General features: G+C 62.2%; 36 protein-coding genes and 1 pseudogene. 1 reads left to right on the top strand and 36 read right to left on the bottom strand.

Going from position 1 to position 25,445, the window contains the following annotated elements:
- Positions 1–6: 6 nt before the first annotated feature.
- From rpsD to ACOABP_RS07720, 30 genes and pseudogenes are all read right to left on the bottom strand, one after another.
- Positions 7–630, bottom strand: a complete 624-nt coding sequence (gene rpsD / locus ACOABP_RS07575) for a 30S ribosomal protein S4 (protein ID WP_215528726.1) — start codon at positions 628–630, stop codon at positions 7–9.
- Between the two features lie 280 nt (positions 631–910).
- Positions 911–1,312 carry a 30S ribosomal protein S11 gene (gene rpsK, locus ACOABP_RS07580; RefSeq protein WP_066731240.1) on the bottom strand — a complete coding sequence of 134 codons (402 nt, stop codon included), beginning with the start codon at positions 1,310–1,312 and terminating at the stop codon, positions 911–913.
- Positions 1,313–1,336: 24 nt separating this feature from the next.
- Positions 1,337–1,702, bottom strand: coding sequence for a 30S ribosomal protein S13 (gene rpsM, locus ACOABP_RS07585; RefSeq protein WP_011299299.1), 366 nt, complete (start codon positions 1,700–1,702; stop codon positions 1,337–1,339).
- A gap of 19 nt (positions 1,703–1,721) precedes the next feature.
- Complete coding sequence (gene rpmJ / locus ACOABP_RS07590) at positions 1,722–1,838, bottom strand: 50S ribosomal protein L36 (RefSeq protein WP_008642959.1); 117 nt, start codon at positions 1,836–1,838, stop codon at positions 1,722–1,724.
- 31 nt (positions 1,839–1,869) lie between these two features.
- A pseudogene (infA, locus tag ACOABP_RS07595) lies at positions 1,870–2,089 on the bottom strand (translation initiation factor IF-1).
- A gap of 31 nt (positions 2,090–2,120) precedes the next feature.
- Positions 2,121–3,464: a preprotein translocase subunit SecY gene (gene secY / locus ACOABP_RS07600; protein WP_474227610.1), complete on the bottom strand. Its 1,344-nt coding sequence runs from the start codon at positions 3,462–3,464 to the stop codon at positions 2,121–2,123.
- A 49-nt stretch (positions 3,465–3,513) separates the two neighbouring features.
- Complete coding sequence (rplO, locus tag ACOABP_RS07605) at positions 3,514–3,948, bottom strand: 50S ribosomal protein L15 (protein WP_474227611.1); 435 nt, start codon at positions 3,946–3,948, stop codon at positions 3,514–3,516.
- Positions 3,949–3,967: 19 nt separating this feature from the next.
- Positions 3,968–4,150, bottom strand: coding sequence for a 50S ribosomal protein L30 (gene rpmD, locus ACOABP_RS07610; protein ID WP_008642953.1), 183 nt, complete (start codon positions 4,148–4,150; stop codon positions 3,968–3,970).
- Positions 4,151–4,160: 10 nt separating this feature from the next.
- Positions 4,161–4,679: a 30S ribosomal protein S5 gene (rpsE, locus tag ACOABP_RS07615; protein ID WP_066731242.1), complete on the bottom strand. Its 519-nt coding sequence runs from the start codon at positions 4,677–4,679 to the stop codon at positions 4,161–4,163.
- Positions 4,680–4,700: 21 nt separating this feature from the next.
- Positions 4,701–5,057 (bottom strand): 50S ribosomal protein L18, encoded by a 357-nt coding sequence (gene rplR, locus ACOABP_RS07620; RefSeq protein WP_066731243.1) that lies wholly within the window; start codon positions 5,055–5,057, stop codon positions 4,701–4,703.
- Positions 5,058–5,068: 11 nt separating this feature from the next.
- A complete protein-coding gene (rplF, locus tag ACOABP_RS07625) occupies positions 5,069–5,602 on the bottom strand; it encodes a 50S ribosomal protein L6 (protein ID WP_066731245.1) in 534 nt (177 codons plus the stop codon).
- Positions 5,603–5,611: 9 nt separating this feature from the next.
- Positions 5,612–6,007 (bottom strand): 30S ribosomal protein S8, encoded by a 396-nt coding sequence (gene rpsH / locus ACOABP_RS07630; RefSeq protein ID WP_019451029.1) that lies wholly within the window; start codon positions 6,005–6,007, stop codon positions 5,612–5,614.
- Positions 6,008–6,034: 27 nt separating this feature from the next.
- Complete coding sequence (gene rpsN, locus ACOABP_RS07635) at positions 6,035–6,340, bottom strand: 30S ribosomal protein S14 (protein ID WP_008642942.1); 306 nt, start codon at positions 6,338–6,340, stop codon at positions 6,035–6,037.
- Between the two features lie 9 nt (positions 6,341–6,349).
- Positions 6,350–6,892, bottom strand: a complete 543-nt coding sequence (rplE, locus tag ACOABP_RS07640; RefSeq protein WP_008642941.1) for a 50S ribosomal protein L5 — start codon at positions 6,890–6,892, stop codon at positions 6,350–6,352.
- A 25-nt stretch (positions 6,893–6,917) separates the two neighbouring features.
- Positions 6,918–7,226, bottom strand: a complete 309-nt coding sequence (gene rplX, locus ACOABP_RS07645) for a 50S ribosomal protein L24 (RefSeq protein ID WP_066731247.1) — start codon at positions 7,224–7,226, stop codon at positions 6,918–6,920.
- Between the two features lie 9 nt (positions 7,227–7,235).
- Positions 7,236–7,604, bottom strand: a complete 369-nt coding sequence (gene rplN, locus ACOABP_RS07650; RefSeq protein ID WP_006576237.1) for a 50S ribosomal protein L14 — start codon at positions 7,602–7,604, stop codon at positions 7,236–7,238.
- Positions 7,605–7,876: 272 nt separating this feature from the next.
- On the bottom strand, positions 7,877–8,155 hold the full coding sequence (gene rpsQ, locus ACOABP_RS07655) for a 30S ribosomal protein S17 (protein ID WP_066731249.1): 279 nt from the start codon (positions 8,153–8,155) through the stop codon (positions 7,877–7,879).
- Positions 8,152–8,346 (bottom strand): 50S ribosomal protein L29, encoded by a 195-nt coding sequence (rpmC, locus tag ACOABP_RS07660; protein ID WP_008642937.1) that lies wholly within the window; start codon positions 8,344–8,346, stop codon positions 8,152–8,154. Before rpmC ends, rpsQ begins: the two co-directional genes overlap by 4 nt.
- A 10-nt stretch (positions 8,347–8,356) precedes the next feature.
- Complete coding sequence (gene rplP / locus ACOABP_RS07665; RefSeq protein ID WP_006576240.1) at positions 8,357–8,773, bottom strand: 50S ribosomal protein L16; 417 nt, start codon at positions 8,771–8,773, stop codon at positions 8,357–8,359.
- A gap of 2 nt (positions 8,774–8,775) precedes the next feature.
- On the bottom strand, positions 8,776–9,573 hold the full coding sequence (gene rpsC / locus ACOABP_RS07670; protein WP_066731250.1) for a 30S ribosomal protein S3: 798 nt from the start codon (positions 9,571–9,573) through the stop codon (positions 8,776–8,778).
- A gap of 9 nt (positions 9,574–9,582) precedes the next feature.
- Positions 9,583–9,912 carry a 50S ribosomal protein L22 gene (rplV, locus tag ACOABP_RS07675; protein ID WP_066731251.1) on the bottom strand — a complete coding sequence of 110 codons (330 nt, stop codon included), beginning with the start codon at positions 9,910–9,912 and terminating at the stop codon, positions 9,583–9,585.
- A gap of 9 nt (positions 9,913–9,921) precedes the next feature.
- Positions 9,922–10,197, bottom strand: coding sequence for a 30S ribosomal protein S19 (gene rpsS / locus ACOABP_RS07680; protein ID WP_066731252.1), 276 nt, complete (start codon positions 10,195–10,197; stop codon positions 9,922–9,924).
- A gap of 22 nt (positions 10,198–10,219) precedes the next feature.
- A complete protein-coding gene (gene rplB, locus ACOABP_RS07685; protein ID WP_092602202.1) occupies positions 10,220–11,050 on the bottom strand; it encodes a 50S ribosomal protein L2 in 831 nt (276 codons plus the stop codon).
- A 2-nt stretch (positions 11,051–11,052) separates the two neighbouring features.
- Positions 11,053–11,367 (bottom strand): 50S ribosomal protein L23, encoded by a 315-nt coding sequence (gene rplW / locus ACOABP_RS07690; protein WP_061956557.1) that lies wholly within the window; start codon positions 11,365–11,367, stop codon positions 11,053–11,055.
- Complete coding sequence (rplD, locus tag ACOABP_RS07695) at positions 11,364–11,984, bottom strand: 50S ribosomal protein L4 (RefSeq protein WP_066731257.1); 621 nt, start codon at positions 11,982–11,984, stop codon at positions 11,364–11,366. The genes rplW and rplD overlap by 4 nt, the downstream gene beginning before the upstream one ends.
- Positions 11,985–11,996: 12 nt before the next feature.
- On the bottom strand, positions 11,997–12,641 hold the full coding sequence (gene rplC, locus ACOABP_RS07700; RefSeq protein WP_066731279.1) for a 50S ribosomal protein L3: 645 nt from the start codon (positions 12,639–12,641) through the stop codon (positions 11,997–11,999).
- 268 nt (positions 12,642–12,909) lie between these two features.
- On the bottom strand, positions 12,910–13,425 hold the full coding sequence (locus ACOABP_RS07705) for a flavin reductase family protein (RefSeq protein ID WP_474227612.1): 516 nt from the start codon (positions 13,423–13,425) through the stop codon (positions 12,910–12,912).
- Between the two features lies 1 nt (position 13,426).
- A complete protein-coding gene (locus tag ACOABP_RS07710) occupies positions 13,427–14,668 on the bottom strand; it encodes a styrene monooxygenase/indole monooxygenase family protein (protein WP_474227613.1) in 1,242 nt (413 codons plus the stop codon).
- Between the two features lie 31 nt (positions 14,669–14,699).
- Positions 14,700–15,488 carry an SDR family oxidoreductase gene (locus ACOABP_RS07715; RefSeq protein WP_474227614.1) on the bottom strand — a complete coding sequence of 263 codons (789 nt, stop codon included), beginning with the start codon at positions 15,486–15,488 and terminating at the stop codon, positions 14,700–14,702.
- Between the two features lie 70 nt (positions 15,489–15,558).
- Entirely contained in the window at positions 15,559–16,788 is a 1,230-nt protein-coding gene (locus tag ACOABP_RS07720) for a dienelactone hydrolase family protein (protein WP_474227615.1), read from the bottom strand.
- Between the two features lie 320 nt (positions 16,789–17,108).
- On the opposite strand from ACOABP_RS07720, the gene ACOABP_RS07725 reads away from it, so the two are divergent.
- Complete coding sequence (locus tag ACOABP_RS07725; protein ID WP_474227616.1) at positions 17,109–18,122, top strand: AraC family transcriptional regulator; 1,014 nt, start codon at positions 17,109–17,111, stop codon at positions 18,120–18,122.
- Positions 18,123–18,231: 109 nt separating this feature from the next.
- Here the strand turns inward: ACOABP_RS07725 and rpsJ are convergent, their stop codons facing one another.
- The 6 genes from rpsJ to recQ all read right to left on the bottom strand — a co-directional run bounded on the left by rpsJ (position 18,232) and on the right by recQ (position 25,340).
- Positions 18,232–18,540 (bottom strand): 30S ribosomal protein S10, encoded by a 309-nt coding sequence (rpsJ, locus tag ACOABP_RS07730; RefSeq protein WP_006160488.1) that lies wholly within the window; start codon positions 18,538–18,540, stop codon positions 18,232–18,234.
- Positions 18,541–18,619: 79 nt separating this feature from the next.
- Complete coding sequence (gene tuf, locus ACOABP_RS07735) at positions 18,620–19,810, bottom strand: elongation factor Tu (RefSeq protein WP_029051586.1); 1,191 nt, start codon at positions 19,808–19,810, stop codon at positions 18,620–18,622.
- Positions 19,811–19,888: 78 nt separating this feature from the next.
- Positions 19,889–21,997: an elongation factor G gene (gene fusA, locus ACOABP_RS07740; protein WP_474227617.1), complete on the bottom strand. Its 2,109-nt coding sequence runs from the start codon at positions 21,995–21,997 to the stop codon at positions 19,889–19,891.
- Positions 21,998–22,115: 118 nt separating this feature from the next.
- Positions 22,116–22,586: a 30S ribosomal protein S7 gene (gene rpsG, locus ACOABP_RS07745; RefSeq protein ID WP_066734316.1), complete on the bottom strand. Its 471-nt coding sequence runs from the start codon at positions 22,584–22,586 to the stop codon at positions 22,116–22,118.
- Positions 22,587–22,796: 210 nt separating this feature from the next.
- Positions 22,797–23,174 carry a 30S ribosomal protein S12 gene (rpsL, locus tag ACOABP_RS07750; RefSeq protein WP_006576501.1) on the bottom strand — a complete coding sequence of 126 codons (378 nt, stop codon included), beginning with the start codon at positions 23,172–23,174 and terminating at the stop codon, positions 22,797–22,799.
- 315 nt (positions 23,175–23,489) lie between these two features.
- Positions 23,490–25,340, bottom strand: a complete 1,851-nt coding sequence (gene recQ / locus ACOABP_RS07755; protein WP_066734319.1) for a DNA helicase RecQ — start codon at positions 25,338–25,340, stop codon at positions 23,490–23,492.
- Positions 25,341–25,445: the final 105 nt, after the last annotated feature.

Here is a 25,445-nt window from a genome sequence, read left to right on the forward strand (position 1 = left end):
CCGCGATTAACGCGAATACAGTTCGACGATCAGGCTTTCGTTGATGTCGCCCGAAATATCGGCGCGATCCGGAGCCTGCTTGAACGTGCCTTCGAACTTCTTGGAATCCACGGCAACCCAGGTCGGGAAGCCCGACTGCTCGGCCAGCGACAGGGCTTCGGCGATACGAACCTGCTTCTTCGATTGTTCGCGGATCGACACGATGTCACCAGCCTTGACCTGGGCCGACGGCACGTTCAGCGGCTGACCGTTCACCAGGATCGCCTTGTGCGACACCAGTTGGCGCGCTTCAGCGCGGGTCGAGCCGAAGCCCATGCGGTACACGACGTTGTCCAGACGCGATTCCAGCAGTTGCAGCAGCTTTTCGCCGGTGTTGCCCTTGCGGCGGTCGGCTTCAGCGAAGTAGCGGCGGAACTGACGCTCCAGCACACCGTAGATGCGCTTGACCTTCTGCTTTTCGCGCAGCTGGTTGCCGTAGTCGGACGTACGGGCGCCCGAGGTGCGGCCATGCTGGCCCGGCTTGCTGTCCAGCTTGCACTTGTCGGCCAGCGAGCGACGTGCGCTCTTCAGGAACAGATCGGTGCCTTCGCGGCGGGAAAGTTTGGCCTTCGGGCCGGTATAACGTGCCACTTTATCTTCCTTTGATCGATCGCGACGCCATCAGGACGCGCCGCGAGTCCGTCACCTACTGTGACGGACGGTGGGCTTATGGTTCTTCATCCGCAATGGCCAGACCACGCGGAGGCAACGCAAAAGCATGACGATATCGCCCTCGCCGAGACAGCAGTCTCAAGGCGCGGACGCAAAACGAAAGCCCGCCGCAAAAAATTGCAGCAGGCCAACGCGGGATACTACCACAGTCCGGAGATACGGGGTAAGACCCTGATCGCATCTCCGGCAAGCCTGGCGCTTAGATACGGCGGCGCTTCGGCGGACGGCAGCCGTTGTGCGGCACCGGCGTCACATCTTCGATCACCGAAATCTTGATGCCCAGCGCGTTCAGCGCACGGACAGCCGATTCGCGACCCGGGCCCGGGCCCTTGATGCGCACTTCCAGGTTCTTGATACCCTGGTCTTGCGCCACGCGGCCGGCGTTCTCGGCGGCAACCTGGGCTGCAAACGGGGTTGACTTGCGCGAACCCTTGAAGCCCTGGCCACCAGCGGTCGCCCACGACAGGGCGTTGCCCTGGCGGTCGGTGATCGTGATGATGGTGTTGTTGAACGAAGCGTGGACGTGCGCAATGCCGTCGGCAACGTTCTTCTTGACCTTCTTACGCGCGCGCTGGGCGGCGTTGTTCGGACCTTTTGCCATTCGTCTATTCCTCTGCCTTCGGCTTTACTTCTTCAGTGCCACGCCGGCCTTGCGCGGACCCTTGCGGGTACGGGCGTTGGTGCGGGTACGCTGGCCGCGGAGCGGCAGACCTTTGCGGTGACGCATGCCACGATAGCAACCAAGGTCCATCAGACGCTTGATGTTCATCGTGGTTTCACGACGCAGGTCACCCTCGACCGTGACCTTGCCCACTTCGTCACGAAGCTTTTCCAGGTCGGCGTCGGTCAGATCCTTGACCTTCTTGTCAAACGGTACACCGGTGGCCTCGCAAATCTTGCGGGCGCGCGAGCGGCCGACACCATAAATAGCCGTCAGGCCGATTTCGGTGTGCTTGTGGTTCGGGATGTTAACCCCTGCGATACGTGCCATTCGTCAATCCTCTTTCCGATTAGCCTTGGCGTTGCTTGTGGCGGGGATCCGACGAGCAGATCACGCGCACGACACCGTTGCGCTTGATGATTTTGCAGTTGCGGCAAATGCGCTTAACAGAAGCCAGCACTTTCATGATTTTCCTCTTCCTTCAATTCCAGTTCGCTTCACTTCGTCCGGAAGACGATACGTGCGCGAGACAGATCATATGGAGTCAGCTCAACCGTCACCTTGTCACCCGGAAGAATCCGGATGTCGTTCATTCGCATCTTGCCGGAGATGTGCCCCGAGTACTTCGTGGCCATTCTCCAATTTGATACGGAACGTCGCGTTGGGGAGATTTTCCAGGACCTCCCCTTGCATCTGGATGACGTCGTCCTTTGCCATACCTGGTGCCCGTCCCGACCCCGCCGCTTCGCTAGCGCAAGGTCAGGTTACCCTTGAAATTCGCCTTCTTCAGCAGCGACTCGTACTGCTGCGACATGACATAGGACTGCACCTGTGCCATGAAGTCCATCGTGACAACCACGATGATCAGCAGCGAGGTTCCGCCGAAATAGAACGGAACGTTCCAGCGCAGCACCAGGAATTCCGGCAACAGGCAGACCAGTGTGATGTAAATCGCACCAGCCAGCGTCAGGCGCACCAGGATCTTGTCGATATAGCGCGTCGTTTGCTCGCCCGGACGGATGCCCGGAATGAAGGCTCCACTTTTCTTCAGGTTGTCTGCCACTTCACGGCTGTTATAGACCAGAGCCGTGTAGAAGAAGCAGAAAAATACAATTGCAGTCGCATACAGCAGGATGTAGACCGGCTGGCCCGGCGACAGCGTGGCAGCCAGGTCCTTGATGAACCGGCCAACCGCACCCGTCGAGTCAGACGTGAACCAGCCTGCAATCGTCGCCGGGAACAGAATGATCGACGATGCAAAGATCGGCGGAATCACCCCTGCCATGTTCAGCTTCAGCGGCAGGTGCGACGACTGACCGCCGTACACCTTGTTGCCGACCTGACGCTTGGCATAGTTCACCAGGATCTTGCGCTGGCCACGCTCGATAAACACCACGGCGTAGGTCACACCGGCAATGATCGCCACGATCAGGATCGCCGCGATGATGCTCATGGAACCCGTACGGACCAGTTCAAACAGTCCGCCGATCGCATTGGGCAGGCCCGCCGCGATACCACCGAAGATGATGATCGAAATACCGTTGCCCAGACCGCGCTCGGTAATCTGCTCACCCAGCCACATCAGGAACATCGTACCGGTCACCAGCGTGATTACCGCCGTGGCCCGGAACATCAGACCCGGATCAATAACCAGCCCTGGCTGCGACTCCAGTGCCACCGCAATCGACAACGCCTGGAACGTGGCCAGAACCACGGTGCCGTAGCGTGTGTATTGCGTAATCTTCCGCTGCCCTGCCTGCCCTTCCTTCTTCAGCGACTCCAGCTGCGGCAGCACGATCGTCAGCAATTGCATGATGATCGACGCCGAGATGTACGGCATGATGCCGAGCGCGAAGACGGTAAAGCGCGACAGCGCACCGCCCGAGAACAGGTTGAACATCCCGAGGATGCCACCCGACTGACTCTGGAAAAGCTTCGCAAGCTGGTCCGGATCGATTCCCGGCACCGGAATATGTGCACCGATGCGGTAGACGATCAGGGCCAGCACCAGGAACATAAGCCGGCGCTTGAGATCGCCGTACTTAGCCGTGTTCCTGGCCTGCGCGCTTGCATTGGGTTTCGCCGTGGCCAAACGATGCTCCGACTGTGACTTCGCCTATGCTGCGAATGCTACTGCGTAATTACGCTTCGATCTGGCCGCCAGCGGCTTCGATCGCAGCCTTGGCACCAACGGTGGCGCCCAGACCCTTGATCGTCACCTTGCGGGACAGTTCGCCGGCCTTGATGACCTTTGCGCTCTTGACCAGCTCGCCCACCAGGCCAGCTTGCTTCAGGACCAGCAGGTCCACTTCGGCAGCTTCCAGGCGTTCGATGTCGCGCAGGGTCACTTCAGCGGTGAAGGCCTTGGTCAGCGAGGTAAAACCACGCTTCGGCAGGCGACGATACAGCGGCATTTGACCGCCTTCGAAGCCAACCTTGTGGAAGCCGCCCGAACGCGACTTCTGACCCTTGTGACCACGACCAGCCGTCTTGCCCAGGCCGGAGCCGATACCGCGGCCGACGCGACGCTTGGCGTGCTTCGAACCGTCGGCCGGTTTCAGGTTGTTCAGTTGCATGTTGCTCTCCGAGTCCCGATCAGGCCAGAACCTTGACCAGGTACGAGACCTTGTTGATCATGCCGCGCACGGCGGGCGTGTCCTGCAGCTCCGAAACGGAGTTCAGGCGACGCAGGCCCAGGCCACGTACGGTGGCGCGATGATCCTCGCGCGTACCGATCAGGCTACGCACGAGTTGCACTTTTACGGTTTTCTGCGACATTTCGTTCACCTTAGCCGAGGATGTCTTCGACCGACTTGCCACGCTTGGCGGCGATTTCGCCCGGCGTGCTCATCTTGGTCAGACCATCGATGGTGGCGCGAACCATGTTGTACGGGTTCGTCGAACCGTGCGACTTGGTCACAACGTTCGTCACACCCATCACTTCGAAGATCGCGCGCATCGGACCACCGGCGATCACGCCAGTACCTTCCTTGGCGGGCATCATCAGCACCTTGGCGGCGCCGTGACGGCCAACAACTTCGTGTTGCAGCGTGCCGTTCTTCAGCGAGACCTTGACCATCTTGCGACGGGCTTCGTCCATTGCCTTCTGCACGGCCACCGGAACTTCCTTGGCCTTGCCCTTGCCCATGCCGATGCGGCCATCGCCGTCACCCACCACGGTCAGCGCAGCGAAACCGAGGATACGGCCACCCTTCACCACCTTGGTGACACGGTTGACCGAGATCATCTTCTCGCGGAGGCCGTCGTCGCGTTCGTCCTGTTGGACTTTTGCTTGCATCTTTGCCATGACGTATCTCTCTTTGAGCGCTTAGAACTTGAGGCCGGCTTCACGCGCGGCATCAGCCAGGGCCTTCACGCGGCCGTGGAAGCGGAAGCCACCACGATCGAACGCGACGGTTTCCACGCCAGCAGCCTTTGCCTTTTCGGCAACGCGCTTGCCCACCAGGGTGGCGGCGGCAACGGTAGCACCGCTGCCAGTCAGTTCCTTGCGCACTTCTGCCTCGGCGGTCGAAGCCGAAGCCAGCACTTGCGTGCCGCACGGCGAGTACACCTGAGCGTAAATATGCGTATTCGTACGGAACACGGTCAGACGATTGATCTTCAGTTCCGCGATTTTCGCGCGGGTCTGACGTGCACGGCGCAAACGAGCGTCTTTCTTGTTCATCTCTGGACCCCTTACTTCTTCTTGGTTTCCTTCAGGATGACGCGCTCGTCAGCGTAGCGAACACCCTTGCCCTTATAGGGCTCGGGCGGACGGTACGCGCGAACTTCCGCGGCAACCTGACCGACTTTCTGCTTGTCAGCACCCTTGATCACGATCTCGGTCTGCGTCGGCGTTTCGGCCTTCACGCCTTCCGGCATTTCGTGAATCACATCGTGCGAGAAACCAAGCTGGAGCTTCAGCGCGGCGCCTTGCAGTTGAGCGCGGTAACCCACGCCAACCAGCTGCAGCTTGCGCTCGAAACCGGTAGTCACGCCCTTGACCATGTTTGCCGCCAGGGCGCGCATGGTGCCTTGCAGGGCGTTTGCTTCACGCGATTCGTCAGCCGGTTCGAAAGTCAGCGTGCCATCGGCAACGTTGGCCTTCACCAGGCTGTGAATCGGCTGGGTCAGCGTACCGAGCGGGCCCTTAACGGAGAGCACGCCAGCCGCCACATTAACTTCCGCGCCTTTCGGCAGCGCGATGGGAGCCTTACCTACACGGGACATGTTTGCTCCTTACGCGACGTAGCAGAGAACTTCGCCGCCCACGCCAGTGGCACGTGCCTTGCGGTCGGTCATCAGACCCTGCGGGGTCGAGATGATCGCCACACCCAGGCCGTTCATCACTTGGGGGATGTCGCTGCGGCCCTTGTACACGCGCAGACCCGGCTTCGAAACGCGCTCGATGCGCTCGATCACCGGACGGCCGGCGTAATACTTCAGACCAATGGTCAGTTGCGCCTTGCCGCCATCTTCCTGAACCGAGTAGTCGTCGACGTAGCCTTCGTCCTTCAGGACTTTGGCGATCGCAACCTTCAGTTTGGACGAGGGCATGACCACCGACGCCTTCTGCACGCCCTGGGCGTTGCGAATGCGCGTCAGCATATCGGCGATAGGATCGCTCATGCTCATACTGTTTCTCCTGTAGCCTGTGCGTAATTACCAGCTGGCTTTCGTCAGACCCGGGATTTCGCCCTTGAAGGCGATTTCGCGGATCTTGTTACGCGCCAGGCCAAACTTGCGGAAGGTACCGCGGGGACGACCGGTGATCGCGCAGCGGTTACGCTGGCGAGTCGGGTTAGCGTTGCGCGGGAGCTTCTGCAGCTCGAGGCGCGCCAGATAACGCTCTTCTTCCGACTTTTCTTGGTCGTCAATAATGGCCTTGAGGTTTGCGCGCTTGTCGGCGTACTTCGCCACGAGCTTTGCGCGCTTCTTCTCACGTTCAATCAGAGCCAGTTTAGCCACGGTTACCCCTTAATTACGGAACGGGAACTTGAACGCGTTCAGGAGAGCCTTGGCTTCCTCGTCGTTCTTAGCCGTCGTCGTGATGCTGATGTTCAGACCACGCAGTGCGTCGATCTTGTCGTACTCGATTTCGGGGAAAATGATCTGCTCTTTCACACCGATGTTGTAGTTACCACGACCGTCGAACGATTTGCCCGAAACGCCACGGAAGTCACGCACGCGCGGCAGGGCCACGGTCACGAAACGGTCCAGGAATTCGAACATACGCTCACCGCGCAGGGTCACCATCGCGCCGATGGGGTAGCCCTGACGGATCTTGAAGCCGGCGATGGCCTTCTTGGCCTTCGTCACAACGGGCTTCTGACCGGCGATCTTGGTCAGGTCACCGACTGCCAGCTCAATGACCTTCTTGTCATTGATCGCTTCGCCCAGACCCATGTTCAGGGTGATCTTGGTGAAACGCGGCACTTCCATGACCGACTTGTAGCCGAACTGCTTCATCAGCGCCGGCACAACCTGTTCTTTGTAAAACTCTTGCAGACGTGCTGTCATGCTCAACTCCTATCTGTGCCCAGAATCAAGCGGCCAGGACGGCACCGGTCGTCTTCAGCACGCGCACGCGCTTGCCGTCTTCGACCTTGATACCGACACGCGACGGCTTGCCATTGGCATCCACGAGCGCAACGTTGGAAATATGCAGCGGCATCAGCTTGTCGACCACGCCACCGGTGGTGCCCAGCATCGGGTTCGGACGAGCGTGCTTCTTGGCAACGTTCACGCCTTCAACCACGACCTTGTCGCCTTGCACTGCCTGGACGGCACCGCGCTTGCCCTTGTCCTTGCCGGTCAGCACGATGACTTCGTCGCCTTTGCGAATCTTGTTCATGGCGGCTCCTTACAGCACTTCCGGAGCGAGCGACACGATCTTCATGAAGCGCTCGGTACGGAGTTCACGAGTCACCGGCCCGAAGATACGGGTGCCGATCGGCTCGAGCTTGTTGTTCAGCAGTACGGCGGCATTGCCGTCGAACTTGACGAGCGAACCGTCAGCGCGGCGCACGCCCTTGGCGGTACGCACGACGACTGCGTTATAGATGTCGCCCTTCTTCACGCGACCGCGCGGCGCTGCGTCCTTCACGGTCACCTTGATGATGTCGCCCACGCTCGCGTAGCGGCGCTTGGACCCACCCAGTACCTTGATGCACAGCACTTCGCGCGCACCGGTGTTATCGGCCACTTCGAGCCGGCTTTCTGTCTGAATCATGGTGTTATCTTCCCAACTTAATCCGTCAGGTCTTCTGATATGAAGCCCATCGGTCAGTCTTGGTCCCGTCGGAGCCAGGCATTGCGCCAGCACCGCTTGGGTTGATCAACTTGGAAGTCGGTAGTGCCCGCACCCAAAACTACCGGATGCCAGCCCTTGCTCGCCCCACAGGCCCGCCCGGGTGATACTGCTAAGGCGAACGCAATAAAGCGGAAGTCCAGGATTATAGCAACATAACCCTGGACTTGCAAGTCAGCAAAGTACTGTTGTACTTAGATGACGCGCGCAGCTTCTACCAGCCGGGAAACCACCCAGGACTTGGTCCGCGACAGCGGACGCGTTTCCTGGATTTCAACCTTGTCGCCTTCCTTGTACTGGTTGGCTTCGTCGTGTGCGTGGTACTTCTTCGAACGCAGCACGTACTTGCCGTACAGGGGGTGCTTGACGCGGTTTTCGATCAGGACCGTAACGGTCTTGTCCATCTTGTCGCTCACGACACGGCCCACGAGGGTCCGGTGAAGCTTTGCTTCAGTCTTCGCAGCTTCGGTCATTTCGCGTTCGCCTTCTCGGTCAGCACGGTTTGCACACGCGCGATGTCCTTGCGCACCTTCTTCAGCTGGCTGGTGTTCTGCAGCTGTTGGGTGGCCTTTTGCATGCGCAGGCTAAATTGGGCCTTCAGCAGCTCGGAGAGCTCCTGGTTCAGGCCAGCGGCGTCCTTGCCGCGCAGTTCGGATGCTTTCATCCCAATCTCCTTACGTACCGACCTGACGCACCACGAAATTCGTGGCGATCGGCAGCTTGGCGGCGGCGAGACGGAACGCCTCACGTGCCAGCTCTTCGCTCACGCCATCCATTTCGTACAGCATCTTGCCCGGCTGAATTTCAGCCACGTAGTATTCCGGGTTGCCCTTACCGTTACCCATACGGACTTCGGCAGGCTTCTTCGAAATCGGCTTGTCCGGGAAAATCCGGATCCAGATGCGGCCGCCACGCTTGATGTGACGGGTCATCGCACGACGTGCCGACTCGATCTGGCGAGCGGTCAGACGGCCACGGCCCATTGCCTTCAGGCCGAATTCGCCGAAAGACACGGCGTTACCACGGGTAGCCTTACCCGTGTTGCGGCCCTTCTGCTCCTTGCGATACTTCCTACGCTTAGGTTGCAGCATTCTTATTCTCCACTCTTCGCGTCTGCGCCAGGCGCAGCGCGACGACCAGCACCGGCACCACCGCGGCGGTTGCCCGACGGACGGCCTTCGCCTTCACGGCGGCGGCCTTCCGGGCGACCCGGACGACGACGACGGTCTTCTTGCGGCTCTTCCACCACAGGCGCGTCATTGCGGCCCAGGTGATCGCCCTTGTAGACCCACACCTTGACACCGATGATGCCGTAGGTGGTTTCGGCTTCCGAGAAGCCGTAGTCGATGTCGGCACGCAGGGTGTGCAGGGGCACACGGCCTTCGCGGTACCACTCGGTACGTGCGATTTCAATACCGTTCAGACGACCCGAGCTCATGATCTTGATGCCCTGGGCACCCAGACGCATGGCGTTCTGCATCGCGCGCTTCATGGCGCGACGGAACATGATGCGGCGCTCGAGCTGCTGCGTGATCGAATCGGCGATCAGCTGCGCATCGGTTTCCGGCTTGCGGATTTCCTCGATGTTCACGTGCACGGGCACACCCATGCGACGTTGCAGCTCGGCCTTCAGCAGTTCGATGTCCTCACCCTTCTTGCCGATCACCACGCCCGGACGCGAGCTGTAAATGGTGATACGTGCATTACGGGCCGGACGCTCGATCACAACACGGCCAACCGATGCGTTCTTGAGCTTCTTCTTCAGAAACTCGCGAACTTCGATGTCTTCTTTCAGCATGCCGGCGAACTTCGTGTTGTTGGCGTACCAACGCGAAGCCCAGTTACGGCTGACGGCCAGACGGAAGCCAGTCGGATGAATCTTCTGTCCCATCGTGACTCCTTAGTTGCCGAGCGTCACAGTGATGTGACAGGTTTGTTTCTCGATGCGGTTGCCGCGGCCCTTCGCCCGTGCGGTGAAGCGCTTGAGCGAGGTTGCCTTGTCGACGAAGATCGTCTTGACCTTCAGTTCGTCGATGTCGGCGCCTTCGTTGTGCTCGGCGTTGGCGATGGCCGATTCGACCACCTTCTTAACGATCCCGGCAGCCTTTTTCGGGCTGAACGTCAGGATGTTGAGCGCGCGCTCGATCGGCAGACCGCGGATCTGGTCAGCAACCAGGCGCGTCTTCTGGGCGGAGATACGGGCACCGCGATGAATCGCTTTCACTTCCATGATGGCACCTTACCTCTTCGCTTTCTTGTCAGCCGCATGGCCCTTGAACGTGCGAGTGATCGCAAATTCGCCGAGCTTGTGGCCAACCATGTTTTCCGTCACGTACACAGGCACGTGTTGACGGCCGTTGTGAACGGCGATCGTCAGCCCGATGAAATCAGGCATGATCGTCGAACGACGCGACCATGTCTTGATGGGCTTCTTGTCCTTGCCGCCTGCAGCTGCTTCTACCTTCTTCAGCAGATGGTCGTCGCAGAACGGACCCTTTTTTGCGGAACGAGTCATATCTTTAGCTCCTACCTACCGATTAGCGCTTGTGGCGGCGCTGGACGATCATGCTGTCCGTGCGCTTGTTGCTGCGGGTACGGTAACCCTTGGCCGGGGTACCCCACGGCGAAACCGGGTCGCGACCAGCAGCAGTCTTGCCTTCACCACCACCATGCGGGTGGTCCACCGGGTTCATCACCACGCCGCGAACGGTCGGGCGAATACCGCGCCAGCGCGTGGCACCGGCCTTGCCGATCACACGCAGGCTGTGCTCTTCGTTGCCCACTTCACCGATGGTGGCGCGGCATTCGATATGCACGCGACGCACTTCACCGGAGCGCAGACGAACCTGAGCGTACAGGCCTTCACGGGCCAGCAGCACGGCGGAACCACCAGCAGCACGGGCAACTTGCGCGCCCTTGCCAGGCAGGATTTCCACGTTGTTGATCGTGGTACCAACCGGGATGTTGCGGATCGGCAGGTTGTTACCGGCCTTGATCGGGGCTTCCGAGCCGTTCATCAGAGCTTGGCCAGCTACCATGCCCTTGGTGGCGATGATGTAGCGGCGCTCGCCGTCGGCGAACAGCACCAGCGCGATGTTTGCGCTGCGGTTCGGATCGTATTCCAGGCGTTCGACCTTGGCGGCGATGCCGTCCTTGTCGCTGCGCTTGAAGTCGACCACGCGGTAGTGGTGCTTATGACCACCGCCCTTGTGGCGGGTGGTGATATGACCGTTGTTGTTACGACCCGACTTCTGGAATTGCTTTTCCAGCAGCGGAGCGTGCGGGGCGCCCTTGTGAAGGTCCTTGTTGACCACCTTCACCATCGAGCGACGACCCGGGGAAGTCGGCTTGGTCTTGACGAGTGCCATGATTACTTGGCCTCCGCTTCAAAATTGATTTCCTGACCCGGCTTCAGCGCCACGTATGCCTTCTTGACGTGGTTGCGACGGCCCATGAAGCGGCCAAAGCGCTTTTGCTTGCCCTTCTGGTTCAGGATCTGAACGGACTGCACCTCGACCTTGAACAGCAGTTCGACGGCGGCCTTCACTTCTGCCTTGTTGGCATCGCGAGCCACTTCGAACACAACCTGTTCGTTCTTGTCGGCGACCAGGGTTGCCTTTTCGGAAACCACCGGCGCGAGCAGCACCTGCATCAAACGATGATCGTTCTTGGCTACTTGCGTCATTTCAGCAACTCCTCGATCTGCGCGACAGCTGCCTTCGTCACGAGCACCTTCTTGTAGTGCACCAGCGACAGCGGATCAGCGTGACGCGGCTCCACGACTGCCACGTTCGGCAGGTTGCGCGAAGCCAGGTAGAGGTTTTCGTCGAGGCTGTCGGTGATGATCAGCACCGAGTCCAGGCCCATGGCCTTGAACTTGTCGGCCAGCAGCTTCGTCTTGGGTGCGTCGACAGCGAAACCGTCCACTACGTTGATACGACCTTCACGTGCGAGCTGCGAGTAAATCGAGCGCATACCGGCACGGAACATCTTCTTGTTGACCTTCTGGCTGAAGTTCTCTTCCGGCGAATTCGGGAAGATACGGCCACCGCCACGCCACAGCGGCGAGGACGACATACCGGCACGAGCACGGCCCGTACCCTTCTGGCGCCACGGCTTCTTGGTCGTGTGCTTGACCTCTTCGCGGTCCTTCTGCTTGCGGTTACCGCTACGGGCGTTCGCCTGATAGGCAACGACGATCTGGTGAACCAGAGCTTCGTTGTAGTCACGGCCGAACACTTCCGGCGAGGCTGCAACGCCAGCGCCGACTTGACCGTTGTCCTGGAGGAGCTTGAGTTCCATTACATGCGCTCCTTAAGCTTTGGCCTTGACGGCCGGGGTCACGATGACCTTGCCGCCCTTGGAACCGGGGATGGCGCCCTTGACCAGCAGCAGCTTGCGCTCTGCGTCGATCTTGGCGATCTCGAGGTTTTGCACCGTGCGGGTGACGTCACCGAGGTGACCCGTCATGCGCTTGCCCGGGAACACGCGGCCCGGATCCTGCGCCATACCGATGGAACCCGGCACGTTGTGCGAACGCGAGTTACCGTGGGTGGCACGACCCGAAGCGAAGTGGTAGCGCTTGATGGTACCGGCGTAGCCCTTACCGATGGTCACGCCCTGCACGTCGATCTTCTGACCGACCTGGAACAGGTCGACCGACAGCGAACCGCCAGCTTGCAGTTCGGCAGCCTTGGCTGCATCGATGCGGAATTCTTTGATGATTTCGCCAGCTTCCACGCCGGCTTTGGCGAGATGACCCGCCAGCGGCTTGGTGACGCGGCTTGCGCGTCGGCTGCCGAAGGTGACTTGAACCGCGGTATAACCGTCGGTCTCGTCCGTCTTGATTTGCGTCACGCGGTTGTCGCCGACCTCGACCACGGTAACGGGAATCGAATCACCGTCGTCCGTGAAAATACGGGTCATGCCAACCTTGCGACCTACAAGGCCAAGGCTCATGGTTTGCTCCATTCCCAGCTGCGATTGGCCGGGGCTGATTGATACACGAAACTGTGCGATTTGCGGGTTGCGCGAAAAGGATTGCGCTGACCAAAACGGCCCCCACTACCCGGAGAAACGGGTAGCCTTACAATATAACCCAGCAGTTTGGAAAGGGCAAGATGATTTGCCGAATTCCGCGCCGGACCGTGCGTCTGGCGTCAGAATTTAGTGAAATTGCGGCGCGAAGCCGACTTGCGGCGACGCGATAGCCGCCGAAGCAGGCAATTCAGGCAGCCAGGCGGACGAAATCGCCCCCGTAGAACACCAGCGGATCGCCCTCGGAGGCCGAAAAACCTTCGACGGCACCGACGATCAGCAGGTGATCGCCCAGCGCATCGGCCCGCTGGACGCTGCATGACAGCGTGGCGAGTGCTTCGTCCAGATAGGGCACCCCGGCCGGGCATCGCCAGTGCGGCACATCGGCGAACTTGTCGGGCTGGGGCGTCGCAAAGCGGCGTGCCAGTTCGCCGTGGCCCGCGCGCAGGATGCTGACGCCGAACGCGCCGCCCGGCGCGAACAGGCCGGCATTCGGCGAGTGCCTCGCCAGGCTCCATAGAATCAGCGGCGGGTCCAGCGACAGCGAGGCGAAGGAATTGATGGTCAGGCCAACCGCCCTGCCCTCGGGCCCGCATGCGCCGATGATGGCCACCCCGGTGGCAAAGCGTCCGCAAACCCGACGCAAGGCGCGCGGATCCGGGACAGCAGACGGTGCGGCGGCGCGCTCCATGATCGGCGGCGCCATCTCAGGCCGCCTTGACCAGTTGCTGGTCGATCAGCTGCTGGCACGCCGCAGCGTCGGTCCACCACGGGAAGTAGTCGGGCGGATTGTCGAAGCCGTTGGCGATGCGGGCGGCCAGCACCGGCGACTGGCCCGCTGCGCCGAGCAGGCCAAGGATATGCGGCGGTGGCGGCGTAAGCAGCGAGTTGGTCCAGGTCACCACGGACTGCGCATACTGCCAGTAGGTATCGAAGGTAGCGTTCATCCAGTCGGCGTCGAACGGGCCGTCGCCATGGGCCAGGATGGCGTCCAGATAGACCTTGCAGCACTTGGCCGCGTTGTTCGAGCCCTGCCCCGTGATGGGATCGTTGACGACCACCGCGTCGGCCATGCCGAAGACCACCCGGCCCGAAGGCAGTGTCATGACCGGCTTGCGCACGGTAGGCGCGAAGCGGCCGGACAGGATGCCGTTGGCGTCGGTCAGCGCCACATGTTCGCACCGCTCGGCTTCCCAGGGCAGGTAGGTGCGCAGGATGCGCAGGCTCTCGTCAAGGTGCGCATCGGGGGTGCGGGCGTCGGACCAACGGTCCATCGGGCCGCCGGGAATCCCTTCGAACACCATGATTTCGCATGGGCCGGACAATGTCAGCGCCGGAAAGACGAAGTACTCGCCCACACCGGGAATCAGGTTGAAGCAGACGCGCGAGAACGGCGTGCTGGGCATCATCCCGGTCACGTACGTCAGCGCCAGCGCACGTTGCGGCGTGGCAAAGGGACTGCGCGCGGCGTCGCGCTCGAAACGGCTGACGATCTCGCCCTTGCCGGCCGCCAGCAGCACCAGGTCGTGCTCGCGGGTCAGTTCCTCCAGTTCGTCGACGCCGACATCGACAATGCGCAGATCCCCGCCGCGCGCCACGAACGCTTCCATCCACGCCGGCATCTTCAGCCGCTGGTCTACGGCCTGCGCCGGACGGTCGAGCCGCGCGGCCCAGTCGATAGCTTTCGCGGCGCGCTGTTCGGGATGCGGCACGGCCAGTCCGATGCCCTCCACCGGCGGACAGGCATCGTCCCACCAGTTCAGGCCGAGTTCGCGCTCGGTCTGCAGCGCCCGGTCGAACATGCACTGGCTGGACATCACCTTGCCCGCGCGGATCTGCTCCGGCGTGCGGTTCGACAGCAGCGTCACCCGATAGCCCCTGGCCTGCAGGCCCAGGGCCATCTGCAATCCGGACTGGCCGGCCCCGACGATGGCAATGCGTTGGCTCATGGTTGTCTCCGTGATCTATGTTCGAAGGGGTTCAGCCGGCGAGCTTGCCGATGGCGGGCACGTTCTGCTCTGGGCCCATGGCGGCGTAGCCGCCGTCTACCGCGTAGTCGGCGCCGGTCACGAAGCTCGCGTGATCGGAGCACAGGAACAACACCACCTGCGCCACCTCGTCGGGCTCGCCAACACGGCCCAGCAGGTGAAACGGTGCTGCCACGGCGTCGGTGCGGGCGCGATTGCCACCGCTCACTTCGTCCATCAGCCGGCACCATGTCCAGCCTGGCGACACCGAATTCACGCGGATGTGGTCGGGCGCCAGGTCCATCGCCATGTTGCGCGTCAGCTGCGCCATGGCCGCCTTCGACACCGGGTACAGCCACCGTCCGGTCTGCGCCACGCGTGACGAGATACTTGTGAAATTGACGATGGCGCCGCCGCCACGCGCACGCATGTGCGGATGCACGGCCTGCGCGAGCATCACGCCCGAGACCACGTTCACGTCCAGCGCTGCCAGCCAGTCGGCCCGCGTGGACCGGAAGCCATCATCCAGGTAGGTGCAGGCCAGGTTGACCAGGAAGTCGATCTGGCCAAAGCGTTTCGCCACCTGCGCCACGGCGCCGCTGACCCGATCGTCCTGCGTGATGTCGGCATGGATGAACATCGCCATGGGCCCCAGCGCCGCGGCCACGCGCTCGCCGCCTTCGGCGTCGATATCGAGGATCGCCACGCGCGTGCCCGCTTCCACAAAGGCACGGGCAACGCCCGCGCCGATCAGCGTGGCCCCGCCGGATATGACGGCAACCTTGTCCTGCAAGCCCTTCATGATGGTGTCTCCTGTTGAGATGCCGGACGGCCTCTGGCGTGCCGCCCTGGCGGTGCCACCCGGGCGGTGGCTATTTGCCTTCGCTTTGCTGCCAGCGCGCCATCAGCGTGTTGGACGGCAACGTCTCGTCGAGCAGCTTGCGCGCCGTTTCCACACCGGCCACCGGCAAACCCTTGGGGTCCAGCAGGCCGATCTGCACCAGCACGCTGGCCTGGTCCCAGTAGATGTGTTCGTGATAGAGCTTGTCGCCCCGGAACTTGACGATGGCGATCAGCGGCACCTCCACGCGCTTGCCGGTTGGCGGCACGCCGGGCAGCATCCAGTCGATCTCGCAGGTGTGGGTGAAGCAGAACAGCATTTCGTCCACCACCTGGCTGGCGCCAATCGTGCGCGACAGCGGAATCAGCGCGGTATCGGGCGGATTGCTGTGGACGAAGTGATGCTGGTAGAAGCGCTTCAGCTCGCGATGGCCCACGCCGCCGGTCATCGTCGGGATGTGGTTGACGTAGGGCTGGGGCACCATCGTGGCCATGGTGGCGTCGACGTCGCGGGTGGCGAATTCGTATTCGCAGTGCTTGTCCCAGAGCCCGGAGAAGTCGTAGTGCGGCCCCATTTCGGCGCGCAGTGCCGCGATGGACCGCTGGTGCGCCATCAGCGCCGATGCCTTGTCGAAGTGCTCGCCGCCGGCGCGCGCAAAGGCGTGGTCCATACCCGGGTACACATACAGCTCGACATTGGCGCGGCCGTCCAGCGCCGCGCGGATGCGCGCCTGCGCTTCTGGCGGACAAAAGCCATCGCGCTCCGCGACATGCAGCACCAGCCGGCCACGGATCTTGTCGGCCTCGGCCAGCGCGTGCTCGATGCCCACGCCGTAATAGCCCACCGCGCAGGCCACGTCGGGCAACCGGCATGCCGCCAGGTAGGCCAGCTTGCCGCCCAGGCAGAAGCCCAGCACACCGGTCTGGCCCACGCATTCGGGGCGCTGGCGCAACGCGGCCAGGGCGGCACCGACGTCCTGCACGCCCTTGTCCTCGTCGAATTGCTGGTACAGCCCGAGCGCGCGCTGGAAGTCGGCGCCCCGGTCCGTCAGTTCGATGCCCGGTGCGATGCGCCAGAACAGGTCCGGCACCAGCACGGTATAGCCTTCCTCGGCGTAGTAGTCCGCCACCTGGCGCATCGTGGCATTGACGCCAAAAATCTCCTGGCACAGCACGATGCCGGGGCCCTTGCCGGCCGCCGGGGTGGCGAGGTAACCGCTGAAACTGCCGTCCTGGGTCTCGATCTGGATGGTCTGGCCCATGCTTTCTTGCTCCTGTGGGTTCGGTGGATATGGCCGCTGCGGGCCTCCGCCCTTGTCTTCATGATCGGAGACCCGCAGTGCAGCAAACTAGCCGCCGGCTGCAGCGACTATCCGATTAGTGCAGGAAAGTGCGTTGCTGTTCAAGCCGCGCGACGGGGGGACTTGCGAATCCGCTATAGTGGTGCGCAGCGATTCTGCCGCCGCGCACCGTGCCAGCCGGCGGAATTGCCGCCGGGATCATGTGGTGCGCACGCTGTGCCGGGGACGGCCAATCCCCCGTAAAGGCGGCAGCGCCCGGGCCGGCCCGCCAGGAGCGAGACATGCTGCAGCTGCCCCCCACTGCCCCGGCCGCGCCGCCGCTGGCAGGCGCCCTGCTTCACGACCCCGCGCGACTCGTGTTCGATTCCGACGATCTCGACACCACGCGCGCCCGGGTCGGCGCCGTCTTCAAACCCCATCGGCTTACCCTGCATGGCAGCGCACTGCACGCGCGGATGCATCACGCGCCGCTTGGGGCGGTCTCGTTCAACCGGCTGGCCTACGGCGGCGACGTGACGATCGACCCTGGCCCGCTTGGCGACTTTCTGCTGGTGCAGATGCCGATGGCCGGCCAGGCCGATATCCATTGCGGCGGCCAGCACATCGTTTCCGATCCCGGCCTGGCCTCGGTGCTGACCCCGAGCGAGCCGCTGCGCATGCGCTGGAGCGCCGACAACGACCAGTTGATCGTCCGCATCGAGCGTAGCGCGCTGGAGCGGGTCTGCTCCGCCTACCTGGGGCACAAGCCGTACCAGCCGCTGCGTTTTCAACTGGACATGGCCTGGCGCGGCGCTGGCTGGCACGCGCTGATCCAGTACCTGGCCGAAACGCTGGCTCGCGCGCCCGAAGCAGCCAGCCATCCGCTGACGGCGTGCCAGCTCGAACAACTGGTGATCGGTACGCTGCTGACCTGCCAGCCGCACAGCCTGTCGGACACGCTGCGCCAGCACGGCAAGCCCCTGGCACCGCGCCATGTGAAGGTGGTCGAGGAATATATCCATGCACATGCCGACGCCGCGTTGACGCCGGCGCAGCTGGCCGAGATGGCTGGCGTCAGCCTGCGCAGCCTCTATGCCGGATTCCGCGAGCATCGCGGCCTGAGCCCGATGGCCTATCTGCGCACGGTGCGGCTGGAACGGGTACGGCAGGATCTGCTTAATGACGCGACGCTGTCGTCGGTCACGGCCGCAGCGTTGCGCTGGGGCTTTGCCCACCTGGGGCGGTTCAGCGCCGAGTATCGGCGTGCATTCGGAGAGTGCCCGGCCGAGACGTTGCGGCGGCGCGGACGGGGCTGAACAGGGACGTTCGGGACGCCAGGCACGGCGCCGGCCCACAAAACAAAAACGGCGAACCGAAGTTCGCCGCTTTCGCTGGATCAGGCCGCCGGAGCGGTCCGAAACATACTTACACCTTGATCTCGACGTCCACGCCGGCCGGCAGGTCGAGCTTCATCAGCGCGTCGACGGTCTTGTCCGTCGGATCGACGATGTCCATCAGGCGCTGGTGAGTACGGATCTCGAACTGATCGCGGCTGGTCTTGTTGACGTGCGGCGAACGCAGGATGTCGAAGCGCTGGATGCGGGTCGGCAGGGGCACCGGGCCCTTGACGATCGCGCCGGTACGCTTGGCGGTATCCACGATTTCGGCGGCCGACTGGTCGATCAGGCGATAGTCGAAAGCCTTCAGGCGGATACGGATCTTCTGGTTCTGCATGATTGTTCCTTAAAAGAGCGATGGGCAGTGAGCCCGGATTATAGGGGACATGCCCGCGGGCATGTCCCAGGAAGGTTGCTTAGTCGAGGATCTTTGCCACAACGCCGGCGCCGACGGTACGACCACCTTCGCGGATAGCGAAGCGCAGGCCTTCTTCCATGGCGATCGGGGCGATCAGCTTGACGGTGATCGACACGTTGTCACCCGGCATGACCATTTCCTTGTCCTTCGGCAGCTCGATCGAGCCAGTCACGTCGGTCGTACGGAAGTAGAACTGCGGGCGGTAGTTGTTGAAGAACGGCGTGTGACGGCCACCTTCGTCCTTCGACAGGATGTAGACCTCACCCGTGAAGTGCGTGTGCGGCTTGATCGAGCCCGGCTTGCACAGAACTTGACCACGCTCCACGTCTTCGCGCTTCGTGCCGCGCAGCAGCAGACCCACGTTGTCGCCAGCCTGACCCTGGTCCAGCAGCTTGCGGAACATTTCCACGCCCGTGCAAGTCGTCTTCACCGTCGGGCGGATACCCACGATTTCGATTTCTTCGCCGACCTTGACCACGCCACGCTCGATACGACCCGTCACCACGGTACCGCGGCCCGAGATCGAGAACACGTCTTCCACCGGCATCAGGAACGTACCGTCAACGGCGCGCTCCGGCGTCGGGATGTACGAGTCCAGTGCGTCGGCCAGGTTCATGATCGCCACTTCGCCCAGCTCGCCCTTGTCGCCTTCCAGCGCCAGCTTGGCCGAACCCTTGATGATCGGGGTGTCGTCGCCCGGGAAGTCGTACTTCGACAGAAGTTCGCGCACTTCCATTTCCACCAGTTCCAGCAGCTCGGCGTCATCCACCATGTCGCACTTGTTCAGGAACACGATGATGTACGGCACGCCAACCTGGCGGGCCAGCAGGATGTGCTCGCGCGTTTGCGGCATCGGGCCGTCAGCTGCCGAGCAAACCAGGATCGCGCCGTCCATCTGCGCAGCGCCCGTGATCATGTTCTTCACATAGTCAGCGTGGCCCGGGCAGTCAACGTGGGCGTAGTGGCGGTTGGCCGTCTCGTATTCCACGTGTGCGGTGTTGATCGTGATGCCGCGTGCCTTTTCTTCCGGCGCTGCGTCGATTTCGTCGTACTTCTTGGCGGCGCCGCCGAACTTCGCAGCCAGCACCGTGGCAATCGCTGCCGTCAGCGTCGTCTTGCCGTGGTCAACGTGACCAATCGTACCTACGTTCACGTGCGGCTTGGTCCGCTCGAACTTTTCCTTTGCCATGTTTCAGCTCCTAATGGAATACAGTCAGATTCAATTCTTTGCGCCGCCACGCAGATCATGCATGGCGGCGAAGCTTTATTACTTGCCCTTGGCCGTCATCACTGCTTCGGCGATGTTCTTCGGTGCCTCAGCGTAGTGCTTGAATTCCATGGTGTACGTGGCGCGGCCTTGCGTGGCCGAACGCAGCGCGGTCGAGTAACCGAACATTTCCGACAGCGGGACTTCGGCCTTGATGATCTTGCCGCCGCCAACCATGTCGTCCATGCCCTGCACGATGCCGCGGCGGGACGACAGATCGCCCATCACGGTACCCGTGTAGTCTTCCGGCGTTTCCACTTCCACGGCCATCATCGGCTCGAGCAGAACCGGGCTGGCCTTGCGCATGGCTTCCTTGAAAGCCATCGAGCCGGCCATGCGGAACGCGTTTTCGTTCGAGTCCACGTCGTGGTACGAACCGAACGTCAGCGTGACCTTCACGTCCACCACCGGGAAGCCAGCCAGGATACCGGCCGGCAGCGTGTCGACGATACCCTTCTCGACCGCCGGGATGTATTCGCGAGGAATCACACCGCCCTTGATGGCGTCGACGAATTCGAAGCCCTTGCCCGGCTCTTGCGGTTCCAGCGTGATCACGGCGTGACCGTACTGGCCGCGGCCGCCCGACTGCTTGACGAACTTGCCTTCGATGTCCTCGGCCTTCTTGCGAATGGTTTCGCGGTAAGCCACCTGCGGCGCGCCGATGTTGGCTTCCACGCCGAATTCGCGCTTCATGCGGTCGACCAGAATTTCGAGGTGGAGCTCGCCCATACCCGAAATGATGGTCTGGCCCGATTCTTCATCGGTACGCACGCGGAACGACGGATCTTCAGCGGCCAGGCGGTTCAGGGCGATACCCATCTTTTCCTGGTCAGCCTTGGTCTTCGGCTCGACAGCCTGCGAGATCACCGGCTCCGGGAACACCATGCGCTCGAGCACGATCGGCGCAGCCGGATCGCACAGCGTGTCGCCCGTGGTGGCGTCCTTCAGGCCCACGGCAGCGGCGATGTCGCCTGCCAGCACTTCCTTGATTTCTTCGCGCTGGTTGGCGTGCATCTGCAGAATACGGCCCAGACGCTCCTTCTTCTGCTTCACCGGGTTGTACACGGTGTCGCCCGAATTGATCTTGCCCGAGTAGACGCGGAAGAAGATCAGCTGGCCGACGAACGGGTCGGTCATGATCTTGAATGCCAGTGCCGAGAACTTCTCGTTGTCGTCGGCCTTGCGCTCGAGCTTCTTCTCGTCGTCGCTTTCGTCCACGCCCTTGACCGGCGGGATATCGACCGGCGACGGCAGGAAGTCGATCACGGCGTCCAGCATACGCTGCACGCCCTTGTTCTTGAACGCGGTGCCGCACAGCATCGGCTGGATTTCGCAAGCGATGGTACGGTCACGCAGCGCCTTGACGATCTCGGCGCGGGTCAGCTCTTCGCCGCCCAGGTACTTTTCCATCAGCTCTTCGCTGGCTTCGGCGGCGGACTCGACCATCTTCTCGCGCCATTCGTCAGCGACGTCCTGCAGCTCGGCCGGGATGTCCTTGTATTCGAACTTCACGCCCTGGCTGGCTTCGTCCCAGATGATCGCCTTCATTTCCAGCAGGTCGATCACGCCCTGGAAGCCGTCTTCAGCGCCGATAGGCACGACGACGGGCACCGGGTTGGCCTTCAGGCGGGTCTTCAGCTGGTCGTAGACCTTGAAGAAGTTCGCGCCGGTACGGTCCATCTTGTTGACGAACGCCAGACGCGGCACGCCGTACTTGTTGGCCTGACGCCAGACGGTTTCCGACTGCGGCTGCACGCCACCCACTGCGCAGTACACCATGCACGCACCGTCCAGCACGCGCATGGAACGCTCCACCTCGATGGTGAAGTCCACGTGGCCCGGGGTGTCGATGATGTTGAAGCGGTGCTCGGGGTAGTTACCGCCCATGCCCTTCCAGAAGGCGGTGGTAGCAGCGGAGGTAATCGTGATGCCACGCTCCTGCTCCTGCTCCATCCAGTCCATGGTGGCCGCGCCATCATGCACTTCACCGATCTTGTGGTTCACACCGGTGTAGAACAGGATCCGCTCGGTCGTGGTGGTTTTACCCGCGTCAATGTGAGCCGAAATACCGATGTTACGGTAGCGCTCAATAGGAGTCTTACGAGCCACTTTAATCCTCTATTCGTCCATGAGGCGCAGAAATCTCATGACCTGCGCCTTTAACACAAACGGGCGAGATGTGTGAAAACACAGCCCGCCCGGCAACCAACAGCGTTTTTCGCGCGCCTTAGAAGCGGAAGTGCGAGAACGCCTTGTTGGCTTCGGCCATGCGGTGTACTTCGTCGCGCTTCTTCATTGCGCCACCACGGCCTTCTGCAGCTTCCATCAGCTCACCTGCCAGGCGCAGCGCCATCGACTTCTCGCTGCGTTTTTTCGCGGCCTCGCGCAGCCAACGCATCGCCAATGCCAAACGACGCGACGGACGGACTTCGACCGGAACCTGATAGTTTGCACCGCCCACGCGACGGCTCTTCACTTCCACCACCGGCTTCACGTTGTTGATGGCAACGGAGAACACTTCGATGGGGGCCTTGCCTGCCTTCTTTTCGATCTGGTCGAACGCGCCATAAACGATACGTTCGGCAACCGACTTCTTGCCGTCCAGCATCAGCACGTTCATGAACTTGGCAACTTCAACGTTACCGAACTTCGGATCAGGCAAAACGTCCCGCTTGGGGACTTCACGACGACGTGGCATCTTCTTTCCTTAAGATTCAGTTGAGAGGCGGGATAAATATTTCCGCTCTCCGGCCACCAACTAGCTTGCCAGCGCTACTGGCTGGACAAATTCGCCGGGTGACCACTTACTCGACGGCACGGCGCACAAAAAACGCTCCGTTGTACCGCCGCCTGGTGACAACTCCATGACGTCCTGTCACGGCTGTCGGATATTGCTTTGCGTAGAAGCTTAGGCAGCCTTCGGACGCTTTGCACCGTACTTCGAACGGGCCTGCTTGCGGTCCTTCACGCCTTGCAGATCCAGCGAACCACGGACGATGTGGTAACGCACACCCGGCAGATCCTTCACACGGCCGCCGCGGATCAGCACGACCGAGTGTTCCTGCAGGTTGTGGCCTTCACCGCCGATATACGAAATGACTTCGAAACCGTTGGTCAGGCGCACCTTGGCGACCTTACGCAGTGCCGAGTTCGGCTTCTTCGGCGTCGTGGTGTACACACGGGTGCACACGCCGCGACGCTGGGGGCAGTTCTCAAGCGCCGGGCTCTTGCTCTTGATGACTTCAGAGACGCGCGGCTTGCGAACCAGTTGGTTGATAGTTGGCATTGTTCAATCCAGCTTGGTTTTACAAAAACACCCCTGTGCCAGACGCTGGCCAAGGGGCAACTACGGGTTTTGGACGGGAAAGGCGAGCAGAACGCTCTGAAGGAAGGGCTGTGAAGTGACAGACTTGCCAAAGAGCGCGAGCTCGCCCGGATCCCGCTGCCGCCTGCCTGGCTGCGCCGCTGAAGGCACAATTCCGAGGGACGCGCGAAATCCAAAGCCAAAAACTCGAATCTGGCACTCTAGCAGGCCAGTTGGCAACGGTCAAGGGGTATACGCGACGTATACCTTCTGGCAGCCCGCAGCGGGCTGGCGCGCTCAGACCTCGCGCAGCGTTTCGAGGATTTCCTCGCCGTATCGCTCGAGCTTGGATGCACCAATACCGGGCACCTCGGCCAGTTCGTCCAGCGATTCCGGCGCGCTACGCGCCAGCTCGGCCAGCGTGGCGTCGTGGAAGATGACATAGGCTGGCACGCCGTGCGATTTGGCGGTAGCCGTGCGCCAGGCACGCAACGCCTCCCAGTTGGACAGCGTATCGGCATCCATCGTGGCCGTGTGATCGGTACGAGGACCGCCGCGCCCTGCCCGCTCGCCGGACTTGCCCGGCTTGCTGACCTGGCGCCGCAGCGTGACCGACTGCTCGCCCTTGAGCACCGACCGCGCCGGATCGCCAAGCAGCAGTGCGCCGTGGCCGCCGTGGTCGATCACCAGCAGGCCGTGCGCGATCAGTTGCCGGAAGATGGCATGCCATTCGGCCACCGACAGGTCCTTGCCGATGCCGAACGTCGACACCTTGTCGTGGCCCCACTGGCGGATCTTCTCGCTGGCATTGCCGCGCAGCACGTCGATCAGGTGGGTCGAGCCAAAATGCACGCGGCTGGCCTGTGCCGTGCGGTACACGCACGACAGCGCCATCTGCGCCTCGCGTGTGCCGTCCCAGGTGGCAGGCGGCTCAAGGCACGTATCGCAGTTGCCGCAGGGGCCTGCCGATTCCTCGAAATAGGCCAGGATGCGCACGCGCCGGCAGCCCGCCGTTTCGCACAGGCCCAGCAGCGCGTCGAGCTTCGACGATGACACGCGCTTGTGGGCATCATCGGCCTCCGACTCATCGATCATGCGCTTCTGCTGCACGACATCGCCGAGCCCGTAGGCCATCCAGGCGTTGGCAGGCAGCCCGTCGCGGCCGGCCCGGCCGGTTTCCTGGTAGTAACCTTCCATGCTCTTCGGCAGGTCCAGGTGGGCCACGAACCGCACATCGGGCTTGTCGATGCCCATGCCAAAGGCGATGGTGGCGACCATCACGATGCCCTCTTCCTCGCGAAAGCGGGCCTGGTGATGCTGCCGCACCTGCGCATCCATGCCGGCGTGGTAGCCCAGCGCATTGATGCCGTGGCTTGCCAGCCATTGCGCGGTGTCTTCCACCTTCTTGCGCGACAGGCAATAGACGATGCCGCTGTCGTGCCCGCCATCGCCATTCATGTGCTCGGCCTTGATGAAGGCCAGCAGCTGGTTCCGCGCGTTGTCCTTCTCGACGATGCGGTAGCGGATGTTCGGACGATCGAAGCTGGAAATGAAGACCCGCGCATCGTCGAGCGCCAGCCGCTCGATGATCTCGTTACGCGTCAGCGCATCGGCCGTGGCCGTCAGCGCAATGCGCGGCACATTCGGGAAGCGCTCGTGCAGCACCGACAGCTGGATATATTCCGGCCGGAAGTCGTGGCCCCATTGCGACACGCAGTGCGCCTCGTCGATGGCGAACAAACCCACGCGGGTCCGGTCCAGCAGATCCAGGAAGCGCGGCGTCATCAGCCGCTCCGGCGCCACATAGAGGATGTCCAGCCGGCCAGCCAGCAGGTCGCGCTCGACCGCCGAGGCCTCGCTGCTGCTCAGGGTGGAGTTCAGCACCGCCGCGCGGACGCCGGCTTCGGTCAGCGCCGCCACCTGGTCCTGCATCAGCGCGATCAGCGGCGACACCACGATGCCCACGCCTTGCCCGGCCTGCTGGCGCAGCAACGCCGGAATCTGGTAGCAGAGCGACTTGCCACCGCCCGTGGGCATCAGCACCAGGCAATCGCCGCCGTCCGCTACATGGTCGATGATCTCCGCCTGCGTACCACGGAATGCGTGGTAGCCGAAGACTTCTTTGAGGATCGCCAGGGCGCGCGACATGGGACAGCAATAGATCGGAAAGCCGGGAAAGGCGTAACCATACCACTCCATGCCGCGTCGGACGGAATGTGTATGCGCCGGTGTGGCACTGCCGCCAATCGTCAC

It is taken from the genome of Cupriavidus sp. HE11, assembly GCF_056097175.1.

Excerpts from the sequence above, each read along its gene's own strand:
- rpsK (WP_066731240.1), bottom strand. The coding sequence starts at position 1,312 with ATGGCAAAAGGTCCGAACAACGCCGCCCAGCGCGCGCGTAAGAAGGTC.
- rpsM (WP_011299299.1), bottom strand. The coding sequence starts at position 1,702 with ATGGCACGTATCGCAGGGGTTAACATCCCGAACCACAAGCACACCGAA.
- rpmJ (WP_008642959.1), bottom strand. The coding sequence starts at position 1,838 with ATGAAAGTGCTGGCTTCTGTTAAGCGCATTTGCCGCAACTGCAAAATC.
- rplO (WP_474227611.1), bottom strand. The coding sequence starts at position 3,948 with ATGCAACTGAACAACCTGAAACCGGCCGACGGTTCGAAGCACGCCAAG.
- rpmD (WP_008642953.1), bottom strand. The coding sequence starts at position 4,150 with ATGTCGCAGAAAACCGTAAAAGTGCAACTCGTGCGTAGCCTGATCGGT.
- rpsE (WP_066731242.1), bottom strand. The coding sequence starts at position 4,679 with ATGGCAAAGATGCAAGCAAAAGTCCAACAGGACGAACGCGACGACGGC.
- rplR (WP_066731243.1), bottom strand. The coding sequence starts at position 5,057 with ATGAACAAGAAAGACGCTCGTTTGCGCCGTGCACGTCAGACCCGCGCG.
- rplF (WP_066731245.1), bottom strand. The coding sequence starts at position 5,602 with ATGTCCCGTGTAGGTAAGGCTCCCATCGCGCTGCCGAAAGGCGCGGAA.
- rpsH (WP_019451029.1), bottom strand. The coding sequence starts at position 6,007 with ATGAGCATGAGCGATCCTATCGCCGATATGCTGACGCGCATTCGCAAC.
- rplE (WP_008642941.1), bottom strand. The coding sequence starts at position 6,892 with ATGACAGCACGTCTGCAAGAGTTTTACAAAGAACAGGTTGTGCCGGCG.
- rplX (WP_066731247.1), bottom strand. The coding sequence starts at position 7,226 with ATGAACAAGATTCGCAAAGGCGACGAAGTCATCGTGCTGACCGGCAAG.
- rplN (WP_006576237.1), bottom strand. The coding sequence starts at position 7,604 with ATGATTCAGACAGAAAGCCGGCTCGAAGTGGCCGATAACACCGGTGCG.
- rpsQ (WP_066731249.1), bottom strand. The coding sequence starts at position 8,155 with ATGACCGAAGCTGCGAAGACTGAAGCAAAGCTTCACCGGACCCTCGTG.
- rpmC (WP_008642937.1), bottom strand. The coding sequence starts at position 8,346 with ATGAAAGCATCCGAACTGCGCGGCAAGGACGCCGCTGGCCTGAACCAG.
- rplP (WP_006576240.1), bottom strand. The coding sequence starts at position 8,773 with ATGCTGCAACCTAAGCGTAGGAAGTATCGCAAGGAGCAGAAGGGCCGC.
- rpsC (WP_066731250.1), bottom strand. The coding sequence starts at position 9,573 with ATGGGACAGAAGATTCATCCGACTGGCTTCCGTCTGGCCGTCAGCCGT.
- rplV (WP_066731251.1), bottom strand. The coding sequence starts at position 9,912 with ATGGAAGTGAAAGCGATTCATCGCGGTGCCCGTATCTCCGCCCAGAAG.
- rpsS (WP_066731252.1), bottom strand. The coding sequence starts at position 10,197 with ATGACTCGTTCCGCAAAAAAGGGTCCGTTCTGCGACGACCATCTGCTG.
- rplB (WP_092602202.1), bottom strand. The coding sequence starts at position 11,050 with ATGGCACTCGTCAAGACCAAGCCGACTTCCCCGGGTCGTCGCTCGATG.
- rplW (WP_061956557.1), bottom strand. The coding sequence starts at position 11,367 with ATGACGCAAGTAGCCAAGAACGATCATCGTTTGATGCAGGTGCTGCTC.
- rplD (WP_066731257.1), bottom strand. The coding sequence starts at position 11,984 with ATGGAACTCAAGCTCCTCCAGGACAACGGTCAAGTCGGCGCTGGCGTT.
- rplC (WP_066731279.1), bottom strand. The coding sequence starts at position 12,641 with ATGAGCCTTGGCCTTGTAGGTCGCAAGGTTGGCATGACCCGTATTTTC.
- ACOABP_RS07705 (WP_474227612.1), bottom strand. The coding sequence starts at position 13,425 with ATGGCGCCGCCGATCATGGAGCGCGCCGCCGCACCGTCTGCTGTCCCG.
- ACOABP_RS07710 (WP_474227613.1), bottom strand. The coding sequence starts at position 14,668 with ATGAGCCAACGCATTGCCATCGTCGGGGCCGGCCAGTCCGGATTGCAG.
- ACOABP_RS07715 (WP_474227614.1), bottom strand. The coding sequence starts at position 15,488 with ATGAAGGGCTTGCAGGACAAGGTTGCCGTCATATCCGGCGGGGCCACG.
- ACOABP_RS07720 (WP_474227615.1), bottom strand. The coding sequence starts at position 16,788 with ATGGGCCAGACCATCCAGATCGAGACCCAGGACGGCAGTTTCAGCGGT.
- ACOABP_RS07725 (WP_474227616.1), top strand. The coding sequence starts at position 17,109 with ATGCTGCAGCTGCCCCCCACTGCCCCGGCCGCGCCGCCGCTGGCAGGC.
- rpsJ (WP_006160488.1), bottom strand. The coding sequence starts at position 18,540 with ATGCAGAACCAGAAGATCCGTATCCGCCTGAAGGCTTTCGACTATCGC.
- tuf (WP_029051586.1), bottom strand. The coding sequence starts at position 19,810 with ATGGCAAAGGAAAAGTTCGAGCGGACCAAGCCGCACGTGAACGTAGGT.
- rpsG (WP_066734316.1), bottom strand. The coding sequence starts at position 22,586 with ATGCCACGTCGTCGTGAAGTCCCCAAGCGGGACGTTTTGCCTGATCCG.
- rpsL (WP_006576501.1), bottom strand. The coding sequence starts at position 23,174 with ATGCCAACTATCAACCAACTGGTTCGCAAGCCGCGCGTCTCTGAAGTC.
- recQ (WP_066734319.1), bottom strand. The coding sequence starts at position 25,340 with ATGTCGCGCGCCCTGGCGATCCTCAAAGAAGTCTTCGGCTACCACGCA.